The 17,058-nt window shown below is 62.6% G+C and carries 22 protein-coding genes; 13 read left to right on the forward strand and 9 right to left on the reverse strand.

Annotated elements, in window-relative coordinates:
- Positions 1-603: 603 nt before the first annotated feature.
- From B9A97_RS21310 to B9A97_RS21325, 4 genes are all read left to right on the forward strand, one after another.
- Complete coding sequence (locus B9A97_RS21310; protein ID WP_244564307.1) at positions 604-1,188, forward strand: LysE family translocator; 585 nt, start codon at positions 604-606, stop codon at positions 1,186-1,188.
- A gap of 106 nt (positions 1,189-1,294) precedes the next feature.
- Positions 1,295-1,666, forward strand: a complete 372-nt coding sequence (locus B9A97_RS21315) for a hypothetical protein (RefSeq protein WP_084367843.1) — start codon at positions 1,295-1,297, stop codon at positions 1,664-1,666.
- A 157-nt stretch (positions 1,667-1,823) separates the two neighbouring features.
- On the forward strand, positions 1,824-2,609 hold the full coding sequence (locus B9A97_RS21320) for a ThuA domain-containing protein (protein WP_084367844.1): 786 nt from the start codon (positions 1,824-1,826) through the stop codon (positions 2,607-2,609).
- A 1-nt stretch (position 2,610) separates the two neighbouring features.
- Entirely contained in the window at positions 2,611-3,663 is a 1,053-nt protein-coding gene (locus B9A97_RS21325; protein ID WP_084367951.1) for a Gfo/Idh/MocA family protein, read from the forward strand.
- A 19-nt stretch (positions 3,664-3,682) separates the two neighbouring features.
- On the opposite strand, the gene B9A97_RS21330 is transcribed toward B9A97_RS21325, so the two are convergent.
- The 5 genes from B9A97_RS21330 to B9A97_RS21350 all read right to left on the reverse strand — a co-directional run bounded on the left by B9A97_RS21330 (position 3,683) and on the right by B9A97_RS21350 (position 5,322).
- Entirely contained in the window at positions 3,683-3,979 is a 297-nt protein-coding gene (locus tag B9A97_RS21330) for a CcdB family protein (protein ID WP_084367845.1), read from the reverse strand.
- Entirely contained in the window at positions 3,979-4,209 is a 231-nt protein-coding gene (locus tag B9A97_RS21335; protein WP_084367846.1) for a type II toxin-antitoxin system CcdA family antitoxin, read from the reverse strand. Before B9A97_RS21335 ends, B9A97_RS21330 begins: the two co-directional genes overlap by 1 nt.
- A gap of 61 nt (positions 4,210-4,270) precedes the next feature.
- Entirely contained in the window at positions 4,271-4,753 is a 483-nt protein-coding gene (greA, locus tag B9A97_RS21340; RefSeq protein ID WP_084367847.1) for a transcription elongation factor GreA, read from the reverse strand.
- Positions 4,754-4,838: 85 nt separating this feature from the next.
- Positions 4,839-5,063, reverse strand: a complete 225-nt coding sequence (locus B9A97_RS21345) for a DUF2188 domain-containing protein (RefSeq protein WP_084367848.1) — start codon at positions 5,061-5,063, stop codon at positions 4,839-4,841.
- Between the two features lie 61 nt (positions 5,064-5,124).
- Positions 5,125-5,322 carry a hypothetical protein gene (locus tag B9A97_RS21350; protein WP_084367849.1) on the reverse strand — a complete coding sequence of 66 codons (198 nt, stop codon included), beginning with the start codon at positions 5,320-5,322 and terminating at the stop codon, positions 5,125-5,127.
- A 387-nt stretch (positions 5,323-5,709) separates the two neighbouring features.
- Between B9A97_RS21350 and B9A97_RS21355 the strand changes: the two genes are divergently transcribed.
- Positions 5,710-6,498, forward strand: coding sequence for a hypothetical protein (locus B9A97_RS21355; RefSeq protein ID WP_084367850.1), 789 nt, complete (start codon positions 5,710-5,712; stop codon positions 6,496-6,498).
- A gap of 10 nt (positions 6,499-6,508) precedes the next feature.
- On the opposite strand, the gene lepA is transcribed toward B9A97_RS21355, so the two are convergent.
- Positions 6,509-8,335 carry a translation elongation factor 4 gene (gene lepA, locus B9A97_RS21360; protein ID WP_084367851.1) on the reverse strand — a complete coding sequence of 609 codons (1,827 nt, stop codon included), beginning with the start codon at positions 8,333-8,335 and terminating at the stop codon, positions 6,509-6,511.
- Between lepA and B9A97_RS29525 the strand changes: the two genes are divergently transcribed.
- Positions 8,334-8,552, forward strand: coding sequence for a hypothetical protein (locus tag B9A97_RS29525; RefSeq protein ID WP_143530641.1), 219 nt, complete (start codon positions 8,334-8,336; stop codon positions 8,550-8,552). The genes lepA and B9A97_RS29525 overlap by 2 nt on opposite strands.
- A 90-nt stretch (positions 8,553-8,642) precedes the next feature.
- On the forward strand, positions 8,643-9,107 hold the full coding sequence (locus B9A97_RS21365) for a DUF5680 domain-containing protein (protein ID WP_084367952.1): 465 nt from the start codon (positions 8,643-8,645) through the stop codon (positions 9,105-9,107).
- 18 nt (positions 9,108-9,125) lie between these two features.
- On the opposite strand, the gene B9A97_RS21370 is transcribed toward B9A97_RS21365, so the two are convergent.
- A complete protein-coding gene (locus B9A97_RS21370) occupies positions 9,126-9,563 on the reverse strand; it encodes a VOC family protein (RefSeq protein WP_084367852.1) in 438 nt (145 codons plus the stop codon).
- A gap of 101 nt (positions 9,564-9,664) precedes the next feature.
- Between B9A97_RS21370 and B9A97_RS21375 the strand changes: the two genes are divergently transcribed.
- The 5 genes from B9A97_RS21375 to B9A97_RS21395 all read left to right on the forward strand — a co-directional run bounded on the left by B9A97_RS21375 (position 9,665) and on the right by B9A97_RS21395 (position 13,528).
- The gene (locus B9A97_RS21375; RefSeq protein WP_179145356.1) at positions 9,665-10,243 is read left to right on the forward strand and encodes a helix-turn-helix domain-containing protein; all 579 of its coding nucleotides are present in this window, start codon (positions 9,665-9,667) and stop codon (positions 10,241-10,243) included.
- Positions 10,244-10,285: 42 nt separating this feature from the next.
- Complete coding sequence (locus tag B9A97_RS21380; RefSeq protein ID WP_084367854.1) at positions 10,286-10,813, forward strand: GNAT family N-acetyltransferase; 528 nt, start codon at positions 10,286-10,288, stop codon at positions 10,811-10,813.
- A 169-nt stretch (positions 10,814-10,982) separates the two neighbouring features.
- Positions 10,983-11,309, forward strand: a complete 327-nt coding sequence (locus B9A97_RS21385; protein WP_084367953.1) for a hypothetical protein — start codon at positions 10,983-10,985, stop codon at positions 11,307-11,309.
- 97 nt (positions 11,310-11,406) lie between these two features.
- Positions 11,407-12,432, forward strand: a complete 1,026-nt coding sequence (locus tag B9A97_RS21390) for a histone deacetylase family protein (protein ID WP_084367855.1) — start codon at positions 11,407-11,409, stop codon at positions 12,430-12,432.
- A gap of 70 nt (positions 12,433-12,502) precedes the next feature.
- Positions 12,503-13,528, forward strand: coding sequence for a MerR family transcriptional regulator (locus B9A97_RS21395; RefSeq protein ID WP_084367856.1), 1,026 nt, complete (start codon positions 12,503-12,505; stop codon positions 13,526-13,528).
- A gap of 260 nt (positions 13,529-13,788) precedes the next feature.
- On the opposite strand, the gene B9A97_RS21400 is transcribed toward B9A97_RS21395, so the two are convergent.
- Positions 13,789-14,895, reverse strand: a complete 1,107-nt coding sequence (locus B9A97_RS21400; protein WP_084367857.1) for a TRAP transporter substrate-binding protein — start codon at positions 14,893-14,895, stop codon at positions 13,789-13,791.
- Positions 14,896-15,035: 140 nt separating this feature from the next.
- Positions 15,036-15,926 carry a LysR family transcriptional regulator gene (locus B9A97_RS21405; RefSeq protein ID WP_084367858.1) on the reverse strand — a complete coding sequence of 297 codons (891 nt, stop codon included), beginning with the start codon at positions 15,924-15,926 and terminating at the stop codon, positions 15,036-15,038.
- Positions 15,927-16,054: 128 nt separating this feature from the next.
- On the opposite strand from B9A97_RS21405, the gene B9A97_RS21410 reads away from it, so the two are divergent.
- Positions 16,055-17,053 (forward strand): aldo/keto reductase, encoded by a 999-nt coding sequence (locus B9A97_RS21410; RefSeq protein WP_084367859.1) that lies wholly within the window; start codon positions 16,055-16,057, stop codon positions 17,051-17,053.
- Positions 17,054-17,058 lie beyond the last annotated feature (5 nt).

Consider the following 17,058-nt stretch of genomic DNA (forward strand, 5'->3'; position numbering starts at 1 on the left):
TCCCCTTTCGTGTCCGAGATCGTCGCCAAACGCTCGAACACAAGTAGAATCAACACCGTGCGCCATGTCCACCAAATTTAAACCGGACAGCAGTGGTCTCTCTGCGCGGATGACGGCACCTTTCCCAGGGCTGAGGCTCACGGGTCCTGTCGCCAGGCCTGCGGCGTCACGAAAGGCCGCTTGCGCGACCAGTTGCCGGTCCAATCATGTGTGCCTCACAGGCACGCCCCGCAGATAACTGCGAGAGGGAGACCATTTTCCGCACAGCCCCTCAAAACCCGGTCCGCGTTTTGACCTGATTTCCAGGGCACCGGCCCCGCCTCGCCGGCAACGCATATCCGGTGTATCCGTGGCGGGACGGACACAGTATGGCGCGGTGTCGCAGACCGAGGATGAGGCAGGGCTGCGTTTTTTTGAGGCTGGCGTGAGAAACGCCGCAAATCCCGGGGGATCGGTGCTGCGAGACGATGCGCCTGGGGAGGATCTCATCCTCTGCGATAGCCAGGAGCGACGAGGCGCAGGCCAAGCGTTTGTGCTATGTCAAACCAGGACCTGCCGATGTTGCGTATAGCATGCGTCGACGATGACGACAGGAATGACCCCATGCCCGAGATGACCGGATTTTTGCTTGCCACGGCGCTGCTGCTGCTGACGCCGGGACCGACGAATACTCTGCTGGCGATGGCCGGCGGCGAGCGTGGCTTTATCCGGTCGCTGCCGCTGATCCTGGCGGAAATCACGGGCTATCTGACGACCATTCTGCCGGTGACGCTGTTTGCCGCCGCCTTTCTTGCCGACAATCCCCGGATCGGCGGGGCACTGAAGCTCGCCTCGGCCGCCTGGGTTCTCTATCTCGCGATCAAGCTGTGGAAGCCTGTGCCCGGCGAGCGCAAGGACATGGCCGGCCTGATCACATCGGGCCGGGTCTACCTGACGACCGTGCTCAATCCCAAGGCCCTGATCATCGGCCTGGTGCTGATGCCGCAGGGCGGGTTTAATGTCGTCGGCCCCCATCTCGCGCTGTTTGCCGCGACCGTGCTTGTGGTCGCGAGCCTCTGGATCGCGGCGGGGGCAACGCTGATCCGCGCGGCGCGGCTGCGGCATCCCCTAGCGATACCGCGGGTGGCGGCGGTGATGCTGTGCCTGTTTTCCGGCATGTTGCTTTCCAGCTCCATCGGCCTCGTCTGAGGCGGGTGGCGGGGCATAAAGGCCGCAAACCGCCCGTTTATGGCGGGTTTACGGGAACCATTGCTGGCAAACCGCATTTCCTTTTCATCTCAAAGGAGGAAATGACATGGCTTATGATCCCAATCTGAACAATCCCGATCCGAACCTGAACCGCCCCGACGCGCCCCTCAATCGTCCGGATCCGGCCCTCAACCGTCCTGATCTCACCCGTCCGGACCTGGCCATGCCGGCGCGCCCGGAGCGCACCAGCTGGACCCCGTGGGTGGCGATGGCGGCCGTGATCGTGGCGGGTGTCGCGATCTGGTCGATGGTGAGCGGCCCAACGACGGACCCGACTACCACGTCTTCCACCACTCCGCCGGCCGCGAGCGACAGCATGGACACGGCACCGACCACGCGTCCGCTGGAGCCGAGCGCACCGGCAACGCCGCCGGCCAATAATGCCGCTCCGGCCGCACCCGGCACCTCCCAGCCGTAAATTCGTCCATATCAGCAATGACAAAACCGCCTGTTGGCATGACAGGCGGTTTTTTATCGTCGTCGCGATGGCCAGGCCGGTTGGCATCTTGCGGCCGGTCGAACCAAGGCTATGGTTGCCCTGACCATCTGCGGCAGCGGCAAGGAGAAGATTTCAGGTGACTATCAGAACAGTTGTTTGGGGCGAGAACATCCACGAACATACCAATGCCGTGGTGGGCGGCCTCTATCCCCAGGGCATGCATACGACGATCGCGGATGCTCTCAGCCGCCATCCCGACATTTCCGCATCGACCGCGACGCTGCAGGAGCCCGAACATGGGCTGTCGCAGGCACGTCTCGACGAGACCGACGTGCTGTTGTGGTGGGGCCACAAGGACCATGGCGCGGTGTCCGACGCGGTGGTGGAGCGGGTGGCCAAGCGCGTCTATGAAGGCATGGGCCTGATCGTGCTGCATTCGGGTCATTTCGCCAAGGTGTTCAAGCGGCTGATGGGTACGCCCTGCGCGCTGAAATGGCGCGAGGCCGGCGAGCGGGAGCGGATCTGGACCGTCAATCCCGGCCACCCGATCGCGGCGGGCATTCCCGAGCAGTTCGTGCTGGAAAACGAGGAAATGTATGGCGAGTTCTTCTCCGTGCCGGAACCGCTGGAAACCGTGTTCATCTCCTGGTTCGCCGGCGGCGAGGTGTTTCGCTCCGGCCTGACCTGGCGGCGCGGGGCGGGCAATATCTTCTATTTCCGGCCGGGCCATGAAACCTATCCGACCTATCACAACCCCACGATCCAGCAGGTGCTGATCAACGCCGTGCGCTGGGCGCATAATCCTCAGGCCGCCCTGAAGAATGTGGAAGACGCACCGAATGTGCCGGTTGAGCAAGCGCTGGAGCCGATCACCGAGCGCGGGCCGAAGCTGCATGCAGCCGGCGAAGCGGGGTATCGCTGAGATGGCGCCGCTTCGACTGCTGGTGCTGGGCACCGGCGGCATGGCCAATACCCATGCCATGAATTTCTCCACCGTGCCCGAGGTGAAGCTCGTCGGCGCCGTCGATGTGGACCTGGCCAAGGTGCGGGCGTTTGCCGCCCGCCACGACATCCCCGAGACCTTTACCTCGCTCGACGAGGCGATCGCCTGGGGCGAATTCGACGCGGTGACCAATGTCACGCCCGACCGGATCCACCATCCCACCACGCTGCAGCTGATTGCGGCGGGCAAGCATGTGATGTGCGAAAAGCCGCTGGCGGAGACCTATGCCAAGGCCGCCGAGATGGCCGATGCCGCCGAACAGGCCGGCGTGGTCAACATGGTGAACCTCACCTATCGCAATGTGGCGCAGGTGCAGAAGGCGCGGCAGATGGTGCTGGCGGGCGAAATTGGCCGGGTGCGCCATATCGAGGCCTCCTACCTGCAAAGCTGGCTGGTTTCCAAGGCCTGGGGCGACTGGTCGACGGAATCGCAGTGGCTCTGGCGGCTTTCCACCAGCCACGGCTCCAACGGCGTGCTGGGCGATGTGGGCATCCATATCCTGGACTTCGCCGGCTATGGCGCGGCGACCGACATCAGCTCCGTCTTCGCGCGGATGAAGACCTTCGAGAAGGCGCCCGGCAACCGCATCGGCGAATACAATCTCGACGCCAATGACAGCTTCACCATGACGGCGGAATTTTCCAATGGCGCCATTGGCGTTATCCATGCCAGCCGCTGGGCGACCGGCCATCTGAACGAGCTGAGGCTTCGGGTGCATGGCGACAAGGGCGCGCTGGAAGTGATCCACCGGCCCGACGCATCCAAGCTGCGCGCCTGCCGGGAGCAGGACGTGGAGCTGGCGGTGTGGCGCGAGGTGGAGGTGGATCCCGTCGCCACCAACTACCAGAAATTCGTGGCCGCCATTGCCGAGGGCAAGAACCAGGAGCCAACCTTCCGCCACGCCGCCAACCTGCAGAAGGTGCTGGACCTGGCCATGGTGACGGAAAAGGAGCGGCGGGAGATTTCGGTGTGATTTCGCGACGAAAGGACCGTCAAAAACCTTGGAACAGGAAATCCGTTGCCGCGGTGATCTCGTCGGCATGGCGGGAGAGATCGGCGATGACGGGACCGATCTCGGCGGTGGGGATCGTTGAGATGAACTCGGTCAGCATCACATAGGTCTCGCCCTCGATCTGGAAACGAGGATTGAGACGGGGGGCGATCCTGACGATGGTTCGCAGGGGGACGAGAGGGGCAACAACGCGGGTGTGCAGCCCATCGAGAAGATTGGACTGCAAATCCACGGCAAAGCCGTCGTCACCGACACGATAGGCCCAGAACCGCGCCATCAGAACTGACGGTACTTGGCAAAGGGCAGGCCGTGCTTGGCCACATAGTCATTGGCGGCCTGGATCGCCTCGGCGTTTTCGATCTTCCAGCGGCGTTCCTTTTCGGCCTTGACGGCCCTGACGATGCCGGCCTCGGCGGCACCGGCGACATCAAGGCCGAGCGCGCGGGCCTCTTCGACAAGCGCGTCATCCAGGGGCAGTTCGGTCAACTGGCGGACAGTGGCGGTCATATGTCTCATCCCTCCGATGGCGCATTATAGCGCGTCGCGCGTTTGCCGGCAAAGGCAGCGTTCAGGCGATGCGGAGAATTTCAAGCTCCTGGCCTGACGATTCGAGCACGTCGCCGACCGCCTTGCCGATCAACACCCGGGCGACCGGCGAGACATAGGAAATCGATCCGGCCTTGGGATCGGCCTCATCCTCGCCGACGATGCGATAGGTCTGCACCCGGCCATCCTCGCGGGCGAAGGTCACGGTGCTGCCGAAGGCGACCGTCTCGCTCGATGCCGGTGCCGGCATGACCTGCGCGGTGCTGAGCCTTGCCGCGAAATAGCGCGCATCCCGGAGCGGGCCGGCGGACTGACGGCGCTTCTCGTTGACATCCTCGATGGTGCTCGCCGCCTCATAGGCCGCCCGCGCCTCTGCAAGCTGCCGCTCCAGCGCCCCAAACCCCTCTTGCGTCACCAGATTGGGATGGGGCGAGACAGGGCGATCCGGCAGCAGGGTTTCCGCTGCGGTCTCGGAACTTTCTTCCTTGGTGAAGGCAACGCTCAATGGGAGGCTCCTCTTTCATGCGTCAACGCATGAAACATGCTGGGGTGCCAAGGCCGCATGACTGGCCTTGGCGTTTTTTCGATGATCAGCCCTTGGGCGGATACGGATCGCTACCATAAGAGTTGCGTTCGCGGATGCGACCGTTTTCTCCATGACTCAGCATTTCCGACCGCTGATTCTGCGCGATACCTCGAGCAATGCCGATAGCTTCGCGCTGGGTCTCGACCACCTTGGTGGCCCGCTCGGCGCTAGCGCCCTTTACGGCCCAGCCTTGCGGGTGGGGTACTACATGTTGATTGCGTTTTGTCATTTCAGAATCCTTTTCTAATCGCGAGGAGAAAGGCCGCTGCTTTCGCAGCGACCTCGCTTCTTCATGCTGACCGCTTCTGAAGCGCCGCTTCGCGGCTGCCGATGAACTTCCGTTCCTTGAGAACTTCGTTCACGCGGCCCGGATTGACGTCGAAGCTCGCCGCAATCCGGTTCTGAAACTCGCCGGTCCAGTTGCGAAGCCAGATTTGGACGGCGTCATCGAAGGTGAGCACACGGCTCGGCTTATCGTTGTCGTTCATTGAACGATCCTTTCATTTCAATTGGTTGCCCTCTTGAAACGAAGACCGGGACGTGCGATTCTGAAGGTGTAAGGCGCTTCAGATATCGGCATTCCCAGTACATTCGTCCAACGGATTAGGGCTTGTCCGCTGACACCATGGGTCACATTTCAGGTCGGGTACCAGCCTTCCTGTTGTGTGGCCCTTCTTGTTACTGCCAACCGCGACGGTGCTCGTTGGTGCGGCTGGCTAGCTGTCTTCTCTTCATCCGATTCTCCTTTCGGAATAAATATCGCCACATCGCGACGAGCCTGTCAATATGCCTAGCGAGCCTATCAACGTTATTCGCCTTGATTTAGATCGTTAGATGCGCTATGAGCACCTCCAGTGGTTGCTTGGAGATGCGGTATGACACATGAAACGGAAGCAGATGTTGATCAGCGGCGAGAACGCAGCCCTTCTTTCCCATACTTGGAGCTTTCCAACGCCATCGACCTAGCAAAGAAACTGCATGGGGCAGCAAAATTGTCCGAAGTTCGCGTCACCGACGTCGCATCCATATGGGGCACAACTCCAACAAGTGGATCGTTAATGCGGTATGCTGCAGCGCTTCAGGCGTACGGCCTCATTGAGTCATCAGGAAGTGGGCTGAACCGCCGGATCAAGGTGTCTGATGCGGCAAAACGCATTTTGAACGACGAGAGGCCGGGCGTTAGGGAGCGGCTGCTAGCGGAAGCAGCCCTCAAGCCCAAAATTATGGCCGAATTGTTTGAGCTGTGGTCGACGGATCGACCGGAGGATTCGTTTGCAAGGAGTCAATTACAATTTGATTATCGCTTTACTGGCGATGCGGCTCGCCGCTGCCTAGTCGTTTACGATGCAAACTTACATTATCTGAGGCCTAGTGAGCTTAAAGACAACTCGATGGCGGAAGGTGAATCGGTATCCGCCAGCGCCACGGACGTTAGCGATCATCATGTTTTAGCAAGCACCCTCAACATGCCAAAAGGCGGTAGTGACATGTCTGATCTTGTCGGTCACGCAGCTTCCGAAATGAGGCGAGACGTATTCACTCTCGACGAGGGAGAAGTGGTTTTGGTCACTCCGCGTTCGATTAGCGAGGAAAGCTTCCTCGATTTCGTCGATTGGCTAGAGTTGATAAAGCGCAAAATTCAGCGCAGCGTTAGTAAGAGTTAGCCCCCACCCCTCAATCGTCCTTCATCTTCAGGGCGGCGATGAAGGCTTCCTGGGGGATGTCGACGGTGCCGAACTGGCGCATGCGCTTTTTGCCTTCCTTCTGCTTGTCCAGAAGTTTGCGCTTGCGGGTTGCGTCGCCACCGTAGCACTTGGCGGTGACGTCCTTGCGCATGGCGGAGATGGTTTCGCGGGCAATCACGTTGCCGCCGATGGCGGCCTGGATCGGGATCTTGAACATGTGCCTGGGGATCAGGTCCTTCAGCTTTTCGCACATGTCGCGGCCGCGCTTTTCCGCCGCGGAGCGGTGGACCAACATGGACAAGGCATCGACCGGCTCGCTGTTGACCATGATCGACATCTTCACGAGATTGCCTTCGCGATAGCCATCAAGATGATAGTCGAACGAGGCATAGCCCTTGGAGATGGATTTCAGGCGGTCGTAGAAATCGAATACGACTTCGTTGAGCGGCAGCTCATAGGTGAGCATGGCGCGCTTGCCGACATAGGTTAGGTCCGTCTGGATGCCGCGGCGGTCCTGGCAGAGTTTCAGGATGCCGCCGAGATAATCGTCCGGCGTCAAGATCGTGGCCTTGATCCAGGGCTCGCGGATTTCATCGATCTTGACCACGTCGGGCATGTCGGCGGGGTTGTGCAGCTCGCGCTCGGTGCCATCCGTCATGGTGAGTTGATAGACGACCGAGGGGGCCGTGGCGATCAGGTCGAGATTGAATTCGCGCTCCAGGCGCTCCTGGATGATTTCCAGATGCAGCAGGCCGAGGAAGCCGCAGCGGAAGCCGAAGCCGAGGGCGGCGGAGGACTCCATTTCGAAGGAGAAGGAGGCGTCGTTGAGGCGCAGCTTGCCCATGGCGGAGCGCAGATCCTCGAAATCCGCGGCATCGACCGGGAACAGGCCGCAGAACACCACGGGCTGGGCCGGCTTGAAGCCCGGCAGCGCCTGCGCCGTCGGCTTCTTGTCTTCCGTGATGGTATCGCCGACGCGGGTATCGGCCACTTCCTTGATCGAGGCGGTGATGAAGCCGATCTCGCCAGGACCGAGGCTATCGACGCCGACCATCTTGGGGGTGAGCACGCCGACGCGCTCGACCGTGTACTTGGCGTCGGTGCCCATCATGCGGATGGTCTGGCCCTTGGTCAGCACGCCATCGATGATGCGCACGAGAACCATGACGCCGAGATAGGTATCGTACCAGCTATCGACCAGCAGCGCCTTCAGCGGGGCTTTGTCGCCGCCTTCGCTTTTCGGCGGCGGAAGCTGGTGGACAATCGCCTCCAGCACATCAGGGATCCCGAGGCCCGTCTTGGCGGAGATCAGCACGGCCTGGGAGGCATCGATGCCGATGACTTCCTCGATCTGTTCCTTGATGCGCTCCGGCTCGGCGGCCGGCAGGTCGATCTTGTTGAGGACGGTGACGATCTCGTGGTTGTTGTCGATCGCCTGATAGACATTGGCGAGCGTCTGGGCTTCCACGCCCTGGGAGGCATCGACGACCAGCAACGAGCCTTCGCAGGCCGACAGCGATCGCGAGACTTCATAGGCGAAGTCGACGTGGCCGGGCGTGTCGATGAGGTTCAGGATATAGGTTTCGCCATTGTTGGCCTTATAGTGCAAGCGCACCGTCTGGGCCTTGATGGTGATGCCGCGTTCGCGCTCGATATCCATCGAGTCCAGAACCTGCTCCGACATCTCACGCTCGGCAAGGCCGCCCGTCGTCTGGATCAGACGGTCGGCCAAAGTCGACTTGCCGTGGTCGATATGGGCCACGATCGAGAAGTTGCGGATATGGTCAAGCGGCGTGCGGGGCGAATTTGTGCTCATGGCTGCGCCATATAGCAGCGCGCAACAGGCCCGCAAAGCGGAAATACAAGGGTTTGTTGACTATGTCGCAGATCTTTGCGCGGCAGCCTCAGAAGATCAGCATCAACAGCCCGATAACCACGGCCAGACCGATCAAAAAGATCACGCCAATCGTACCGCCGATCAACTTCAACATGCTTATCTCCTTCTACTGACTTTGTTTTCCATGACGGGGTAACCGGTGCGCGGCGACAAAGTTCCGAAAGTCTCCTCCGTCCCTTGACGCCTCGTTATTTTTGTTCTTTATTTGTTCCTGTTGGAGGGCGAAATTATGGACGTGGAATTGCTTGATGCCGTGATCGTCAAGGCCAAGAGCGCCACCTATGTCGGGGGCGGCGTGAAGACGGCGTCCTCGCGGCCGGGCTCGCATGATCTCGCCTGGACCGAGGGCGACTGGCGCTATCTCGACAGCTATTTTGGCGGCACCGACTTCCTGGGGCAGGAGGCCTTGTGGTTCAAGGACGAGCCGGTCTGGGCGATGAACTATTATGGCCATATCCTGCTGCCGGAGCTGATCGATGGGGAGCGGGCCGGCGCGACGATCAAGGCGGCTCTATCGGCGCTTTACGAGCAAGGCCGCTTCCTGGGCGGGTTCGAATGGCGCGGCGAGCATGGCACCTATCTTGACCGGAACGAGGGAGACGCCGCCCATTTCCGCGGGCGCGAGAGCATCACGGTCGATGGACGGGAAGCCTATGCGCTTGATTATGCCGGCGGGCTGGTGAAGCCATAGACGCGGGCCCTTCGAGGCTCAGGGCTGCGCGCGGCCGTCGGGATATTCCGCGGGACCCTTGATCTCCAGCCGGTTTCCGAAGGGGTCGAGGAGATAGAAGGAATAGCCCATGCCGCGGGCGCCGCCGTGGAATGCCTCCCGGTAGATCTCCACGTTGTGGGCCTTGAGGTGGCTGCGCAACTGATCATGATCGAAGGGGCTGACCGCGAGGCAGACATGATCGACATTGCGGCCGCCGGCGACAGGCGGCACGGCGGAGGCGGCGCCGGGATGGGTGATATCCCAGAGCACGATGAGCGCCGAGCCGAACCAGACCTGCTCCATGCCGAGCGCCGGATAGGAGTAGCCGGGGCGGCAGCCGAGCACATCCTGATAAAAATCCAGCGCGCGCTGCATGTCATCGACGACGAAGACGACGTGATCGATGCCGACGGGCGTGAAGGGAACGGTGGTCATCTGGCGTCTCCATGCGGTGCAGGCCGGCTGCAGAGTAACCGGTTGCGCGCGCGTCACAAGACCCTCTTGACTCCATTATGAGATAATTTCATTCTCTGATAATGGAAAAGGAAGATCACCAATTCGAGCAGTCCGTCGCCAATCGCCTGCGCCGCCTGCGCACGGAGCGCGGCCTGACGCTGGACCAGCTGGCGGAGCTTTCCGGCGTCAGCCGGGCGATGATATCGCGCATCGAACGCGGCGAAGCGAGCCCGACCGCCGCGCTTCTGGCACGGCTGTGTTCGGCGCTGGGGCTGTCGTTGTCGAGCTTCTTCGAGCCGGAGGCGGCGGCCGTTTCGCCGCTGGCCCGGCGGGAGGAGCAGGCGCTGTGGCGGGATCCGGAAAGCGGCTATCTCAGGCGCTCCGTCTCGCCGCCGCGCACCGGCTCGCGGGTGGATATCGTCGAGGTTGAGTTTCCACCCGGCGCCGAGGTGCGCTTTCCCGGGCAGCAGGCCAGCCGCGTGCAGTGGCAGCATGTCTGGGTCTTTGCCGGCGAGATCGAGATGATGGTGGGGACGGATGTCCATCGGCTGCGCCAGGGCGACTGCCTCTACATGAATGTCGGCGATGTGCATGCCTTCCGCAATCCGACCGACACGCCTGCCCGCTATGCCGTGATCATCGATCTCGGCGGCCGTTGACCCCTTCCCTCTTCACTTGCCATACCCGTTCCGGAGACCCCCATGCCGACCATCAGACAGCTTGACGCCGAGGAAACCCTGGCCGCCCTGCACGCGCTTTGCGCTGTTCTGGCCGATTGCGTTGAGGGGGGCGCATCGGTGGGCTTCATGTCTCCTTTCACGCCGGAGGACGGCATTCCCTTCTGGCAGGGCGTGGCGGAAGCCGTGCGGCGTGGCGAGACGCTGCTTTTTGTCGCCGAGCATGAGGGCGAGATTGTCGGAACGGTGCAGGTTGGGTTTGCCACCAAGCCGAACCAGCCGCATCGCGGCGACCTGATGAAGCTGCTGGTGCATCGGCGGGCACGCGGGCTTGGCCTGGCGCGGCTCCTGATGGAGGCGGCCGAGCGGGGAACCGCCCAGCACGGGCGCTCGCTCTTGGTGCTGGACACGGCAACGGGCGAACCGGCAGAGGCCATCTATGAACGGCTGGGCTGGGAACGGGCCGGCGTGATCCCCGATTACGCGCTGTTTCCGGACGGACGCTACTGCTCTACAACCTTGTTTTACAAACGCGTCCACCCCGCGTTGTGACCAAAATTGTTCGATCGGCGGGCCTTGCCATATCTGGCGGCGGCATGGGGACCTGCTAAAATGCGCGCGGCCGATTTGTGCCGCACCCAGGGGACACCTCATGCAGACTACCGCTTTTCTTCGCCCGGCGCTGAGCCGCGGCGCCCGCATTGCCATCCTTGCCGCCACGATGGTTGGCGCAGCGATGCCGGCTTTTGCTGCAGACGTCACGTTCATGATGCAGAACGACCATCCGAACGCTGTCGAAGTCGAACTCTACAGCCAGGATCGCAATCACGTATGGCCCGGCGGCAACCAGGTCTATTATCTTGATGACGGCGAAACCAAGCAGATCCCGCTGTCCTGCAACCAGGGCGAAACGATCTGCTACGGCGCCTGGATCGCCGGCGACCGCGGCACCTATTGGGGCACCGGTCCTGACAATGCCGAGAGCTGCAGCGATTGCTGCTATGTCTGCGAAGGCGGCGAAACCGAGACCATCCGTCTGGTACAGTAATGCCTGATGGCAGGCGCCTGGCGGCGCATCAGCCGCTTGCGCACCTGCCTTCGCCAAAGATAGGCTTCCCGGGAATCAACAACGGGAAGCCTTTTTCATGCGCGTCTTCTATTCCGAAAAACACAAGCTGCGGGACGCCAAGACGGAGCTTCACGGCGGCTTGCTGGTGAAGCCATTCGAAGGGCCGTTCCGGGCTGAGTGGATCCTGGCCGCGGTGAAAGACGCCGGCTTCACCGATGTTGCGGCGCCTGACGAGCACGGGCTGGACACCGCGCTGAAGGTGCATGACGCGGGCTATCTGGACTTCCTCAAGACCTGCTGGGAGCGCTGGCAGGCGGCGGGCTTCGAGGGCGAGGCGATCCCGACGGCCTTTGCCTATCGCCGCAGCCGCATGCGCGTGCCCAAGCATATCGACGGCGCGGTGGGCTACTACGCCAATTCGGTCGAGACGGCGATCTCGGGCGGCACCTGGGAGGCGGCGCTTTCATCGATGGATGTCGCTCTCTCCGGCGCGGATTGGCTGAATGCCGGAAACCGCTTCGCCTTTTCGCTCTGCCGCCCGCCGGGCCATCATGCCGGCATCGACCTCTTCGGCGGTTACTGCTTCATCAACAATGCCGCGGTCGCGGCCCAGCGGCTGCTGGACCACGGCGCCAAGCGCGTGGCCATCCTCGACGTCGATTTTCACCACGGCAATGGCACGCAGGACATCACCTACCGGCGTGGCGACATCTTCTTCGCCTCGCTGCATGGCGATCCCGCCGATGCCTTCCCCTATTTCCTGGGCTATGCCGACGAGACGGGCGAAGGGGATGGCGAAGGCCTGAACGCCAACTATCCCATGCCGTCCGGCACGCCCTACGCCGTCTGGAGCCAGGCGCTGGAGGACGCGCTGAAACGCATCACTGCCTATGGCGCCGAGGCGATCGTGCTGTCGCTCGGCGTCGATACATTCGAGCAGGACCCGATCAGCTTCTTTAAGCTGAAGACCCCGGATTTTCTCACCATGGGCGAGGTGATCGGCCGTACGGGCGTGCCCGTGCTGACCGTCATGGAAGGCGGCTATGGGGTGCCGGAGATCGGGCTGAACGTCGCTAATGTGCTGAAGGGGCTGGAGGGGTGAGCGCGGCCCCTTGACCCGGACCCTGGGTCTGGCCGGATAGAGGGGTGGTCAAACCACAACGAGGTGATTCGTGAGCCCTTCCGATCTTTTCCTGAACCCCGCCGAGGCTGCAGTGCAGCTTGGCGTTTCCGCCAAGGCCTTGCGCGTTTATGAGCAGCGCGGGCTGCTCCTGCCGCTGCGCACGGCGGCGGGGTGGCGAACCTATGGTCCGCAGCAGATGGCCCGCGGCCGGGAGATCGTCGCGCTGCGCGGGCTGGGATTGAGCCTGGCCCAGGTGAAGCGGGTGCTTTGGGGCGACGGGAGTTGCCTGGAGGCGGCACTGGCGACCCGTCAGTCTGCGCTTGAAGCGCAGGCGCGCCTGCTTGCCGAAACGGTGGAGCGGATATGCGTGGTGCGCCGCGACCTCGCCGCCGGGAAGGCGCCGGCGATTGGCGATCTCACGCGGCTTTCCCATGACCCGGGCGAGGTCGACGTCGGCTTCGACCTGCCCTGGCCCTGGGGTGGCGAGCGGTTCGAATTGCGTGGCCTGCCGCGGCTCACCTATATCATCGGGCCGCTCGGTAGCGGCAAGACGCGGCTGGCACGGAAGATTGCCGAGACGATGGACGGCGCCCGCTTCGTCGGGCTGGATCGGCTGACGGACGGCGTGGCGGCGGCGGAGCTAGAGGCGGATCCTGGGCTTGCCGCGCGGATTGCTGAGATCACTGTCTGGCTGGTTGATGATGGCGCCACCGCCGACCCTGTTCTGACAGCGCTGCTGGTCGCGCTGGAAGCGCCTTGTTCGGCCCTTGTCGTGGACATGGTGGAACAGGGATTGGATGCGCCGACCCAGGAGGCAATTGCCGCCTATCTTAGGCAGCGGGCAGCAACCGGTCCGCGGCTTTTCCTGATGACACGCTCGTCATCCATCCTCGACCTCTCGGAAATCGGTCGCGACGAAGCGATCATCCTGTGCCCGGCCAATCACGCGCCTCCGACACGGGTGGCGGCCTATCCCGGTGCGCCCGGCTACGAGGCCGTTGCCTCCTGCCTCGCCTCGCCGGAGGTGCGGGCGCGGACGGAAGGCATGATCGCGGTGCGTCCGGCAGCGGCGTAAACGCTCGGGAGACGCGGTCCTCAGCGAGATGGCTTGGTGGGCGGGGGCGTTCTCAATGGCATCCGCCCCGCCCGTTTCCAAGACATCAGAACTCGCTTGCGACCGAGTCTTTTCACGGCGCAGACGCGCCGTGGCTGGATTCCGGCCTTCGCCGGAATGACGGGGGAATGGGGCGGCTGGAGGAAAGAATTGCTTAGTCGGAAGTGTGAGCCCCGGCCGTTGCGGGCCGGAGCCTATCGATATGGCACAACCAGAAACGCTTAGAGCGTGCCCTGGCGCTGCTGGATCATCATGTAGGTGTCGAAGCCGTATTCGGCGACCTGCGTCCAGAGATAGGCGTCCTTCTTGAAGGCCTGCTGGCTGTCATAGATCTTCTTGAAGGTGGGGTTGGCAGCGGTGATCTCGGCATAGACCTCCTGGGCGGCCTTGTAGCAGGCTTCCAGGATTTCGCCGCTGAAGGGGCGCAGCTGCACGCCGTCAGCCACCAGCTGGCGCAGGGCGCCGGCGTTCTTGGCATCGTATTTGGCGAGCATCGAAGCATTGGCGGCGGCGCAGGCATCGGTCAGCATGCGCTTGTAATTGGCCGGCAGGGCCTCGAACTTCTCCTTGTTGAAGAAGGCATGCACGGCCGGGCCGCCTTCCCACCAGGCGGGATAGTAGTAGAAGGGTGCGACCTTCTGGAAGCCGAGCTTCAGGTCGTCATAGGGGCCGACGAATTCGGTGGCGTCGATCGTGCCTTTTTCCAGCGCCGGATAGACATCCGAGCCGGCGATCTGCTGCGGCGTGACGCCGACCTTCTGCATGACTTCGCCCGCCAGGCCGGCGATGCGCATCTTCAGACCCTTGAGATCGTCGATGGTCTTGATTTCCTTGCGGTACCAGCCGCCCATCTGGGCGCCGGTATTGCCGGCCGGCAGGGCATAAAGGCCATAGCCGGCGAGGAATTCGTTGATCAGCTCGTTGCCGCCGCCGACTGAGAACCAGGAATTGGTCATGCGCGCATTGAGGCCGAAGGGAACGGCGGTTCCGAGCGCGAAGGTCTTGTCCTTGCCGATATAGTAGTAGCAGCAGGTATGGGCCATTTCGACCGTGCCGGAGGCCACGGCATCGGCAGCCTGAAGCGGCGGCACGATTTCGCCGGCAGCAAAGGTGGAAATGGTGAAATTGCCGCCGGAGGCTTCCGCCACGCTCTTGGCGATCTCCTCGGCCGCGCCATAGATGATATCAAGGCTCTTGGGGAAGGAAGAGGTCAGGCGCCAGGAGATCTTGGGGTTTTCCTGGGCGATGGCGGGGGCGGCCAGGGCTGCGGACGCAGCAGCGCCGAGGCCGGCGGCACCGGCCTTCTGGAAGAACGAACGACGATTCATGAGACTATACCTTGGGCTTTGTTCTTGATCTTGTTTCCTTTCCTCCCGCTGTCGCTCTACCCCCTTTCGATCCCCAATCGCAACCCGAAATGCAGAAAGATTGCTTGAAGCCTGGAGTTTCTTTGCGAAACTTGCCGAAATCAGCTGCCATAACGGAAGAAATCGACAAAGGCGCGAAGGGCCGGGCGCATCTGCCGGCGCGAGGGATAATAGATGTGGAACCCGTCGAAGGGCGGGCACCAGTCTTCCAGGACCTGGATCAACCGGCTTTCACGGATATCCTCTTCCACCCGCTGCTCGAAGACGAAGGCGAGGCCGGCACCATCCAGCACGGCGGCGCGGATGAGGCTTTGATCGGACAGTATCAGCGGTCCGGTGACATCGACTACGAGCGGCCGGCCATGCTTTTCCAGCTCCCAGCGATAGAGATGGCCGCTGGCGAAGCGGCGCCTTATGCAGCGATGGCCGATCAGGTCGCGGGGGTGGGTGGGCTGCGGATGTTGCGCGAAATAACCGGGCGAGCCAACGATGGCGCCACGCCAGGGTCCGCTTGCCCTGACCGCAATCATGTCCGCTTCCAGATGCTCGCCGAGCCGAAGCCCGGCGTCGAAGCCCTTGTCGACAATGTCCTCGAAACGGTCATCGGTTGATATGTCGAGTTCGATATCGGGATAGAGCCGCAGGAAGGCGCCGAGCCGGGGCACCACAAGATCTTCCGCCGCGAGCCTGGGCATGGTGATCCGGAGCGGCCCGGCGGGATGGGCCCTGATATCCGCAAGTGCGGCAACCGCCGCGTCGATCTCGCCCAGCGCGGGCCCAAGGCTTGCCAGCAATTGCTGGCCCTCGCGGGTGGGCCGGACGCTGCGGGTGGTGCGCGACAGAAGCCGGACGCCGAGGCTCGATTCCAGCATGGTGACGGCATGGCTGACCGCGGAGGGCGCGATGCCAAGCTCGGCCGCCGCCTTGCGGAAGCTCTCATGCTGGGCGACGGCGGCGAGCACCACCAATTGGGAAAGCTGGGTCCGATTCATTGTTCCATCATTTAGAACAGCCCGGTCGAATTTGCATCCGTTATCGGAAGGATCGATTTGGTCTATGTTGCCAATAGACGGGTGTCGCCACGGCGCCCGCACGCCATTTCTTTCGGAAGGAAGCCATCATGAAATCCAGGCAACTCGGTCCCCTCACCACATCAACCCTCGGTCTTGGCTGCATGGGCATGAGCCATGGCTACAGCCCCGATGGCAACGAGTCCGGTGCGATGGCGACGCTGGCGCGCGCGGTCGAACTTGGCGTGACGCTGTTCGACACGGCGGAGGTCTATGGCCCCTATACCAATGAAGTGCTGGTCGGAAAGGGGCTGAAGGCCTATCGCGACAAGGTGATGATCGCCACCAAGTTCGGCTTCAAGGTGGATCCGACCAAGACATCGGGTGGCGCCATTGCCGGCACGGATGGCCGTCCGGAAAACGTGATCGCGGTGGCGGAGGCCTCGCTGAAGCGGCTCGGCACCGACGTGATCGACCTTTACTACCAGCATCGCGTCGATCCCAATGTGCCGATCGAGGAGACCGTGGGCGCCATGGCGGACCTGGTGCGGCAGGGCAAGGTGCGGGCTATCGGACTTTCCGAAGCGAGTGCGGCGACCATTCGCCGGGCCCATGCGGTTCACCCCATTGCAGCCCTGCAGAGCGAATATTCGCTCTGGACCCGAGACCCGGAAGAAAACGGCGTGCTCGACACCTGCCGCGAACTCGGCATCGGCTTCGTGCCGTTCAGCCCGCTCGGTCGCGGCATGCTGACGGGGGCGCTGAAGAACCTGAACGGGCTGGCAGCGGACGACTTCCGTCGCTCCCTGCCGCGCTTCCAGCAGGAGAATTTCGAGGCGAACCTTGAACTGGTCACACTGCTGGAGGGCATGGCGCGCGACAAGGGCGTGGAGCCCGGACAGCTGGCGCTGGCCTGGGTGCTGGCGCAGGGCGATTTCATCGTGCCGATCCCCGGCACCACCAAGATCGCCAACCTGGAAAAGAATGTCGCCGCGGCCGATATTACGCTGTCTGCGGACGAACTCGCCAGGCTCGGTGACCTGCTATCGCCGGCCAAGGTGGCGGGGGCACGCTATCCCGAGCAGATGACGAAGATGGCGAACCGGTAGGACGT

The organism is Rhizobium sp. RU36D (assembly GCF_900176345.1).
Taxonomy (GTDB): domain Bacteria; phylum Pseudomonadota; class Alphaproteobacteria; order Rhizobiales; family Rhizobiaceae; genus Allorhizobium.

Bases quoted from the DNA above. Each gene is read 5' to 3' on its own strand.
- B9A97_RS21330 (WP_084367845.1), bottom strand. From the start codon at position 3,979: ATGGCGCGGTTCTGGGCCTATCGTGTCGGTGACGACGGCTTTGCCGTG.
- B9A97_RS21315 (WP_084367843.1), top strand. From the start codon at position 1,295: ATGGCTTATGATCCCAATCTGAACAATCCCGATCCGAACCTGAACCGC.
- B9A97_RS21310 (WP_244564307.1), top strand. From the start codon at position 604: ATGCCCGAGATGACCGGATTTTTGCTTGCCACGGCGCTGCTGCTGCTG.
- B9A97_RS21355 (WP_084367850.1), top strand. From the start codon at position 5,710: ATGACACATGAAACGGAAGCAGATGTTGATCAGCGGCGAGAACGCAGC.
- B9A97_RS21370 (WP_084367852.1), bottom strand. From the start codon at position 9,563: ATGACCACCGTTCCCTTCACGCCCGTCGGCATCGATCACGTCGTCTTC.
- B9A97_RS21405 (WP_084367858.1), bottom strand. From the start codon at position 15,926: ATGAATCGGACCCAGCTTTCCCAATTGGTGGTGCTCGCCGCCGTCGCC.
- B9A97_RS21335 (WP_084367846.1), bottom strand. From the start codon at position 4,209: ATGACCGCCACTGTCCGCCAGTTGACCGAACTGCCCCTGGATGACGCG.
- B9A97_RS21350 (WP_084367849.1), bottom strand. From the start codon at position 5,322: ATGAACGACAACGATAAGCCGAGCCGTGTGCTCACCTTCGATGACGCC.
- B9A97_RS29525 (WP_143530641.1), top strand. From the start codon at position 8,334: ATGGCTGCGCCATATAGCAGCGCGCAACAGGCCCGCAAAGCGGAAATA.
- B9A97_RS21375 (WP_179145356.1), top strand. From the start codon at position 9,665: ATGGAAAAGGAAGATCACCAATTCGAGCAGTCCGTCGCCAATCGCCTG.
- B9A97_RS21325 (WP_084367951.1), top strand. From the start codon at position 2,611: ATGGCGCCGCTTCGACTGCTGGTGCTGGGCACCGGCGGCATGGCCAAT.
- B9A97_RS21410 (WP_084367859.1), top strand. From the start codon at position 16,055: ATGAAATCCAGGCAACTCGGTCCCCTCACCACATCAACCCTCGGTCTT.
- B9A97_RS21345 (WP_084367848.1), bottom strand. From the start codon at position 5,063: ATGACAAAACGCAATCAACATGTAGTACCCCACCCGCAAGGCTGGGCC.
- B9A97_RS21385 (WP_084367953.1), top strand. From the start codon at position 10,983: ATGGTTGGCGCAGCGATGCCGGCTTTTGCTGCAGACGTCACGTTCATG.
- B9A97_RS21400 (WP_084367857.1), bottom strand. From the start codon at position 14,895: ATGAATCGTCGTTCGTTCTTCCAGAAGGCCGGTGCCGCCGGCCTCGGC.
- lepA (WP_084367851.1), bottom strand. From the start codon at position 8,335: ATGAGCACAAATTCGCCCCGCACGCCGCTTGACCATATCCGCAACTTC.
- B9A97_RS21390 (WP_084367855.1), top strand. From the start codon at position 11,407: ATGCGCGTCTTCTATTCCGAAAAACACAAGCTGCGGGACGCCAAGACG.
- B9A97_RS21380 (WP_084367854.1), top strand. From the start codon at position 10,286: ATGCCGACCATCAGACAGCTTGACGCCGAGGAAACCCTGGCCGCCCTG.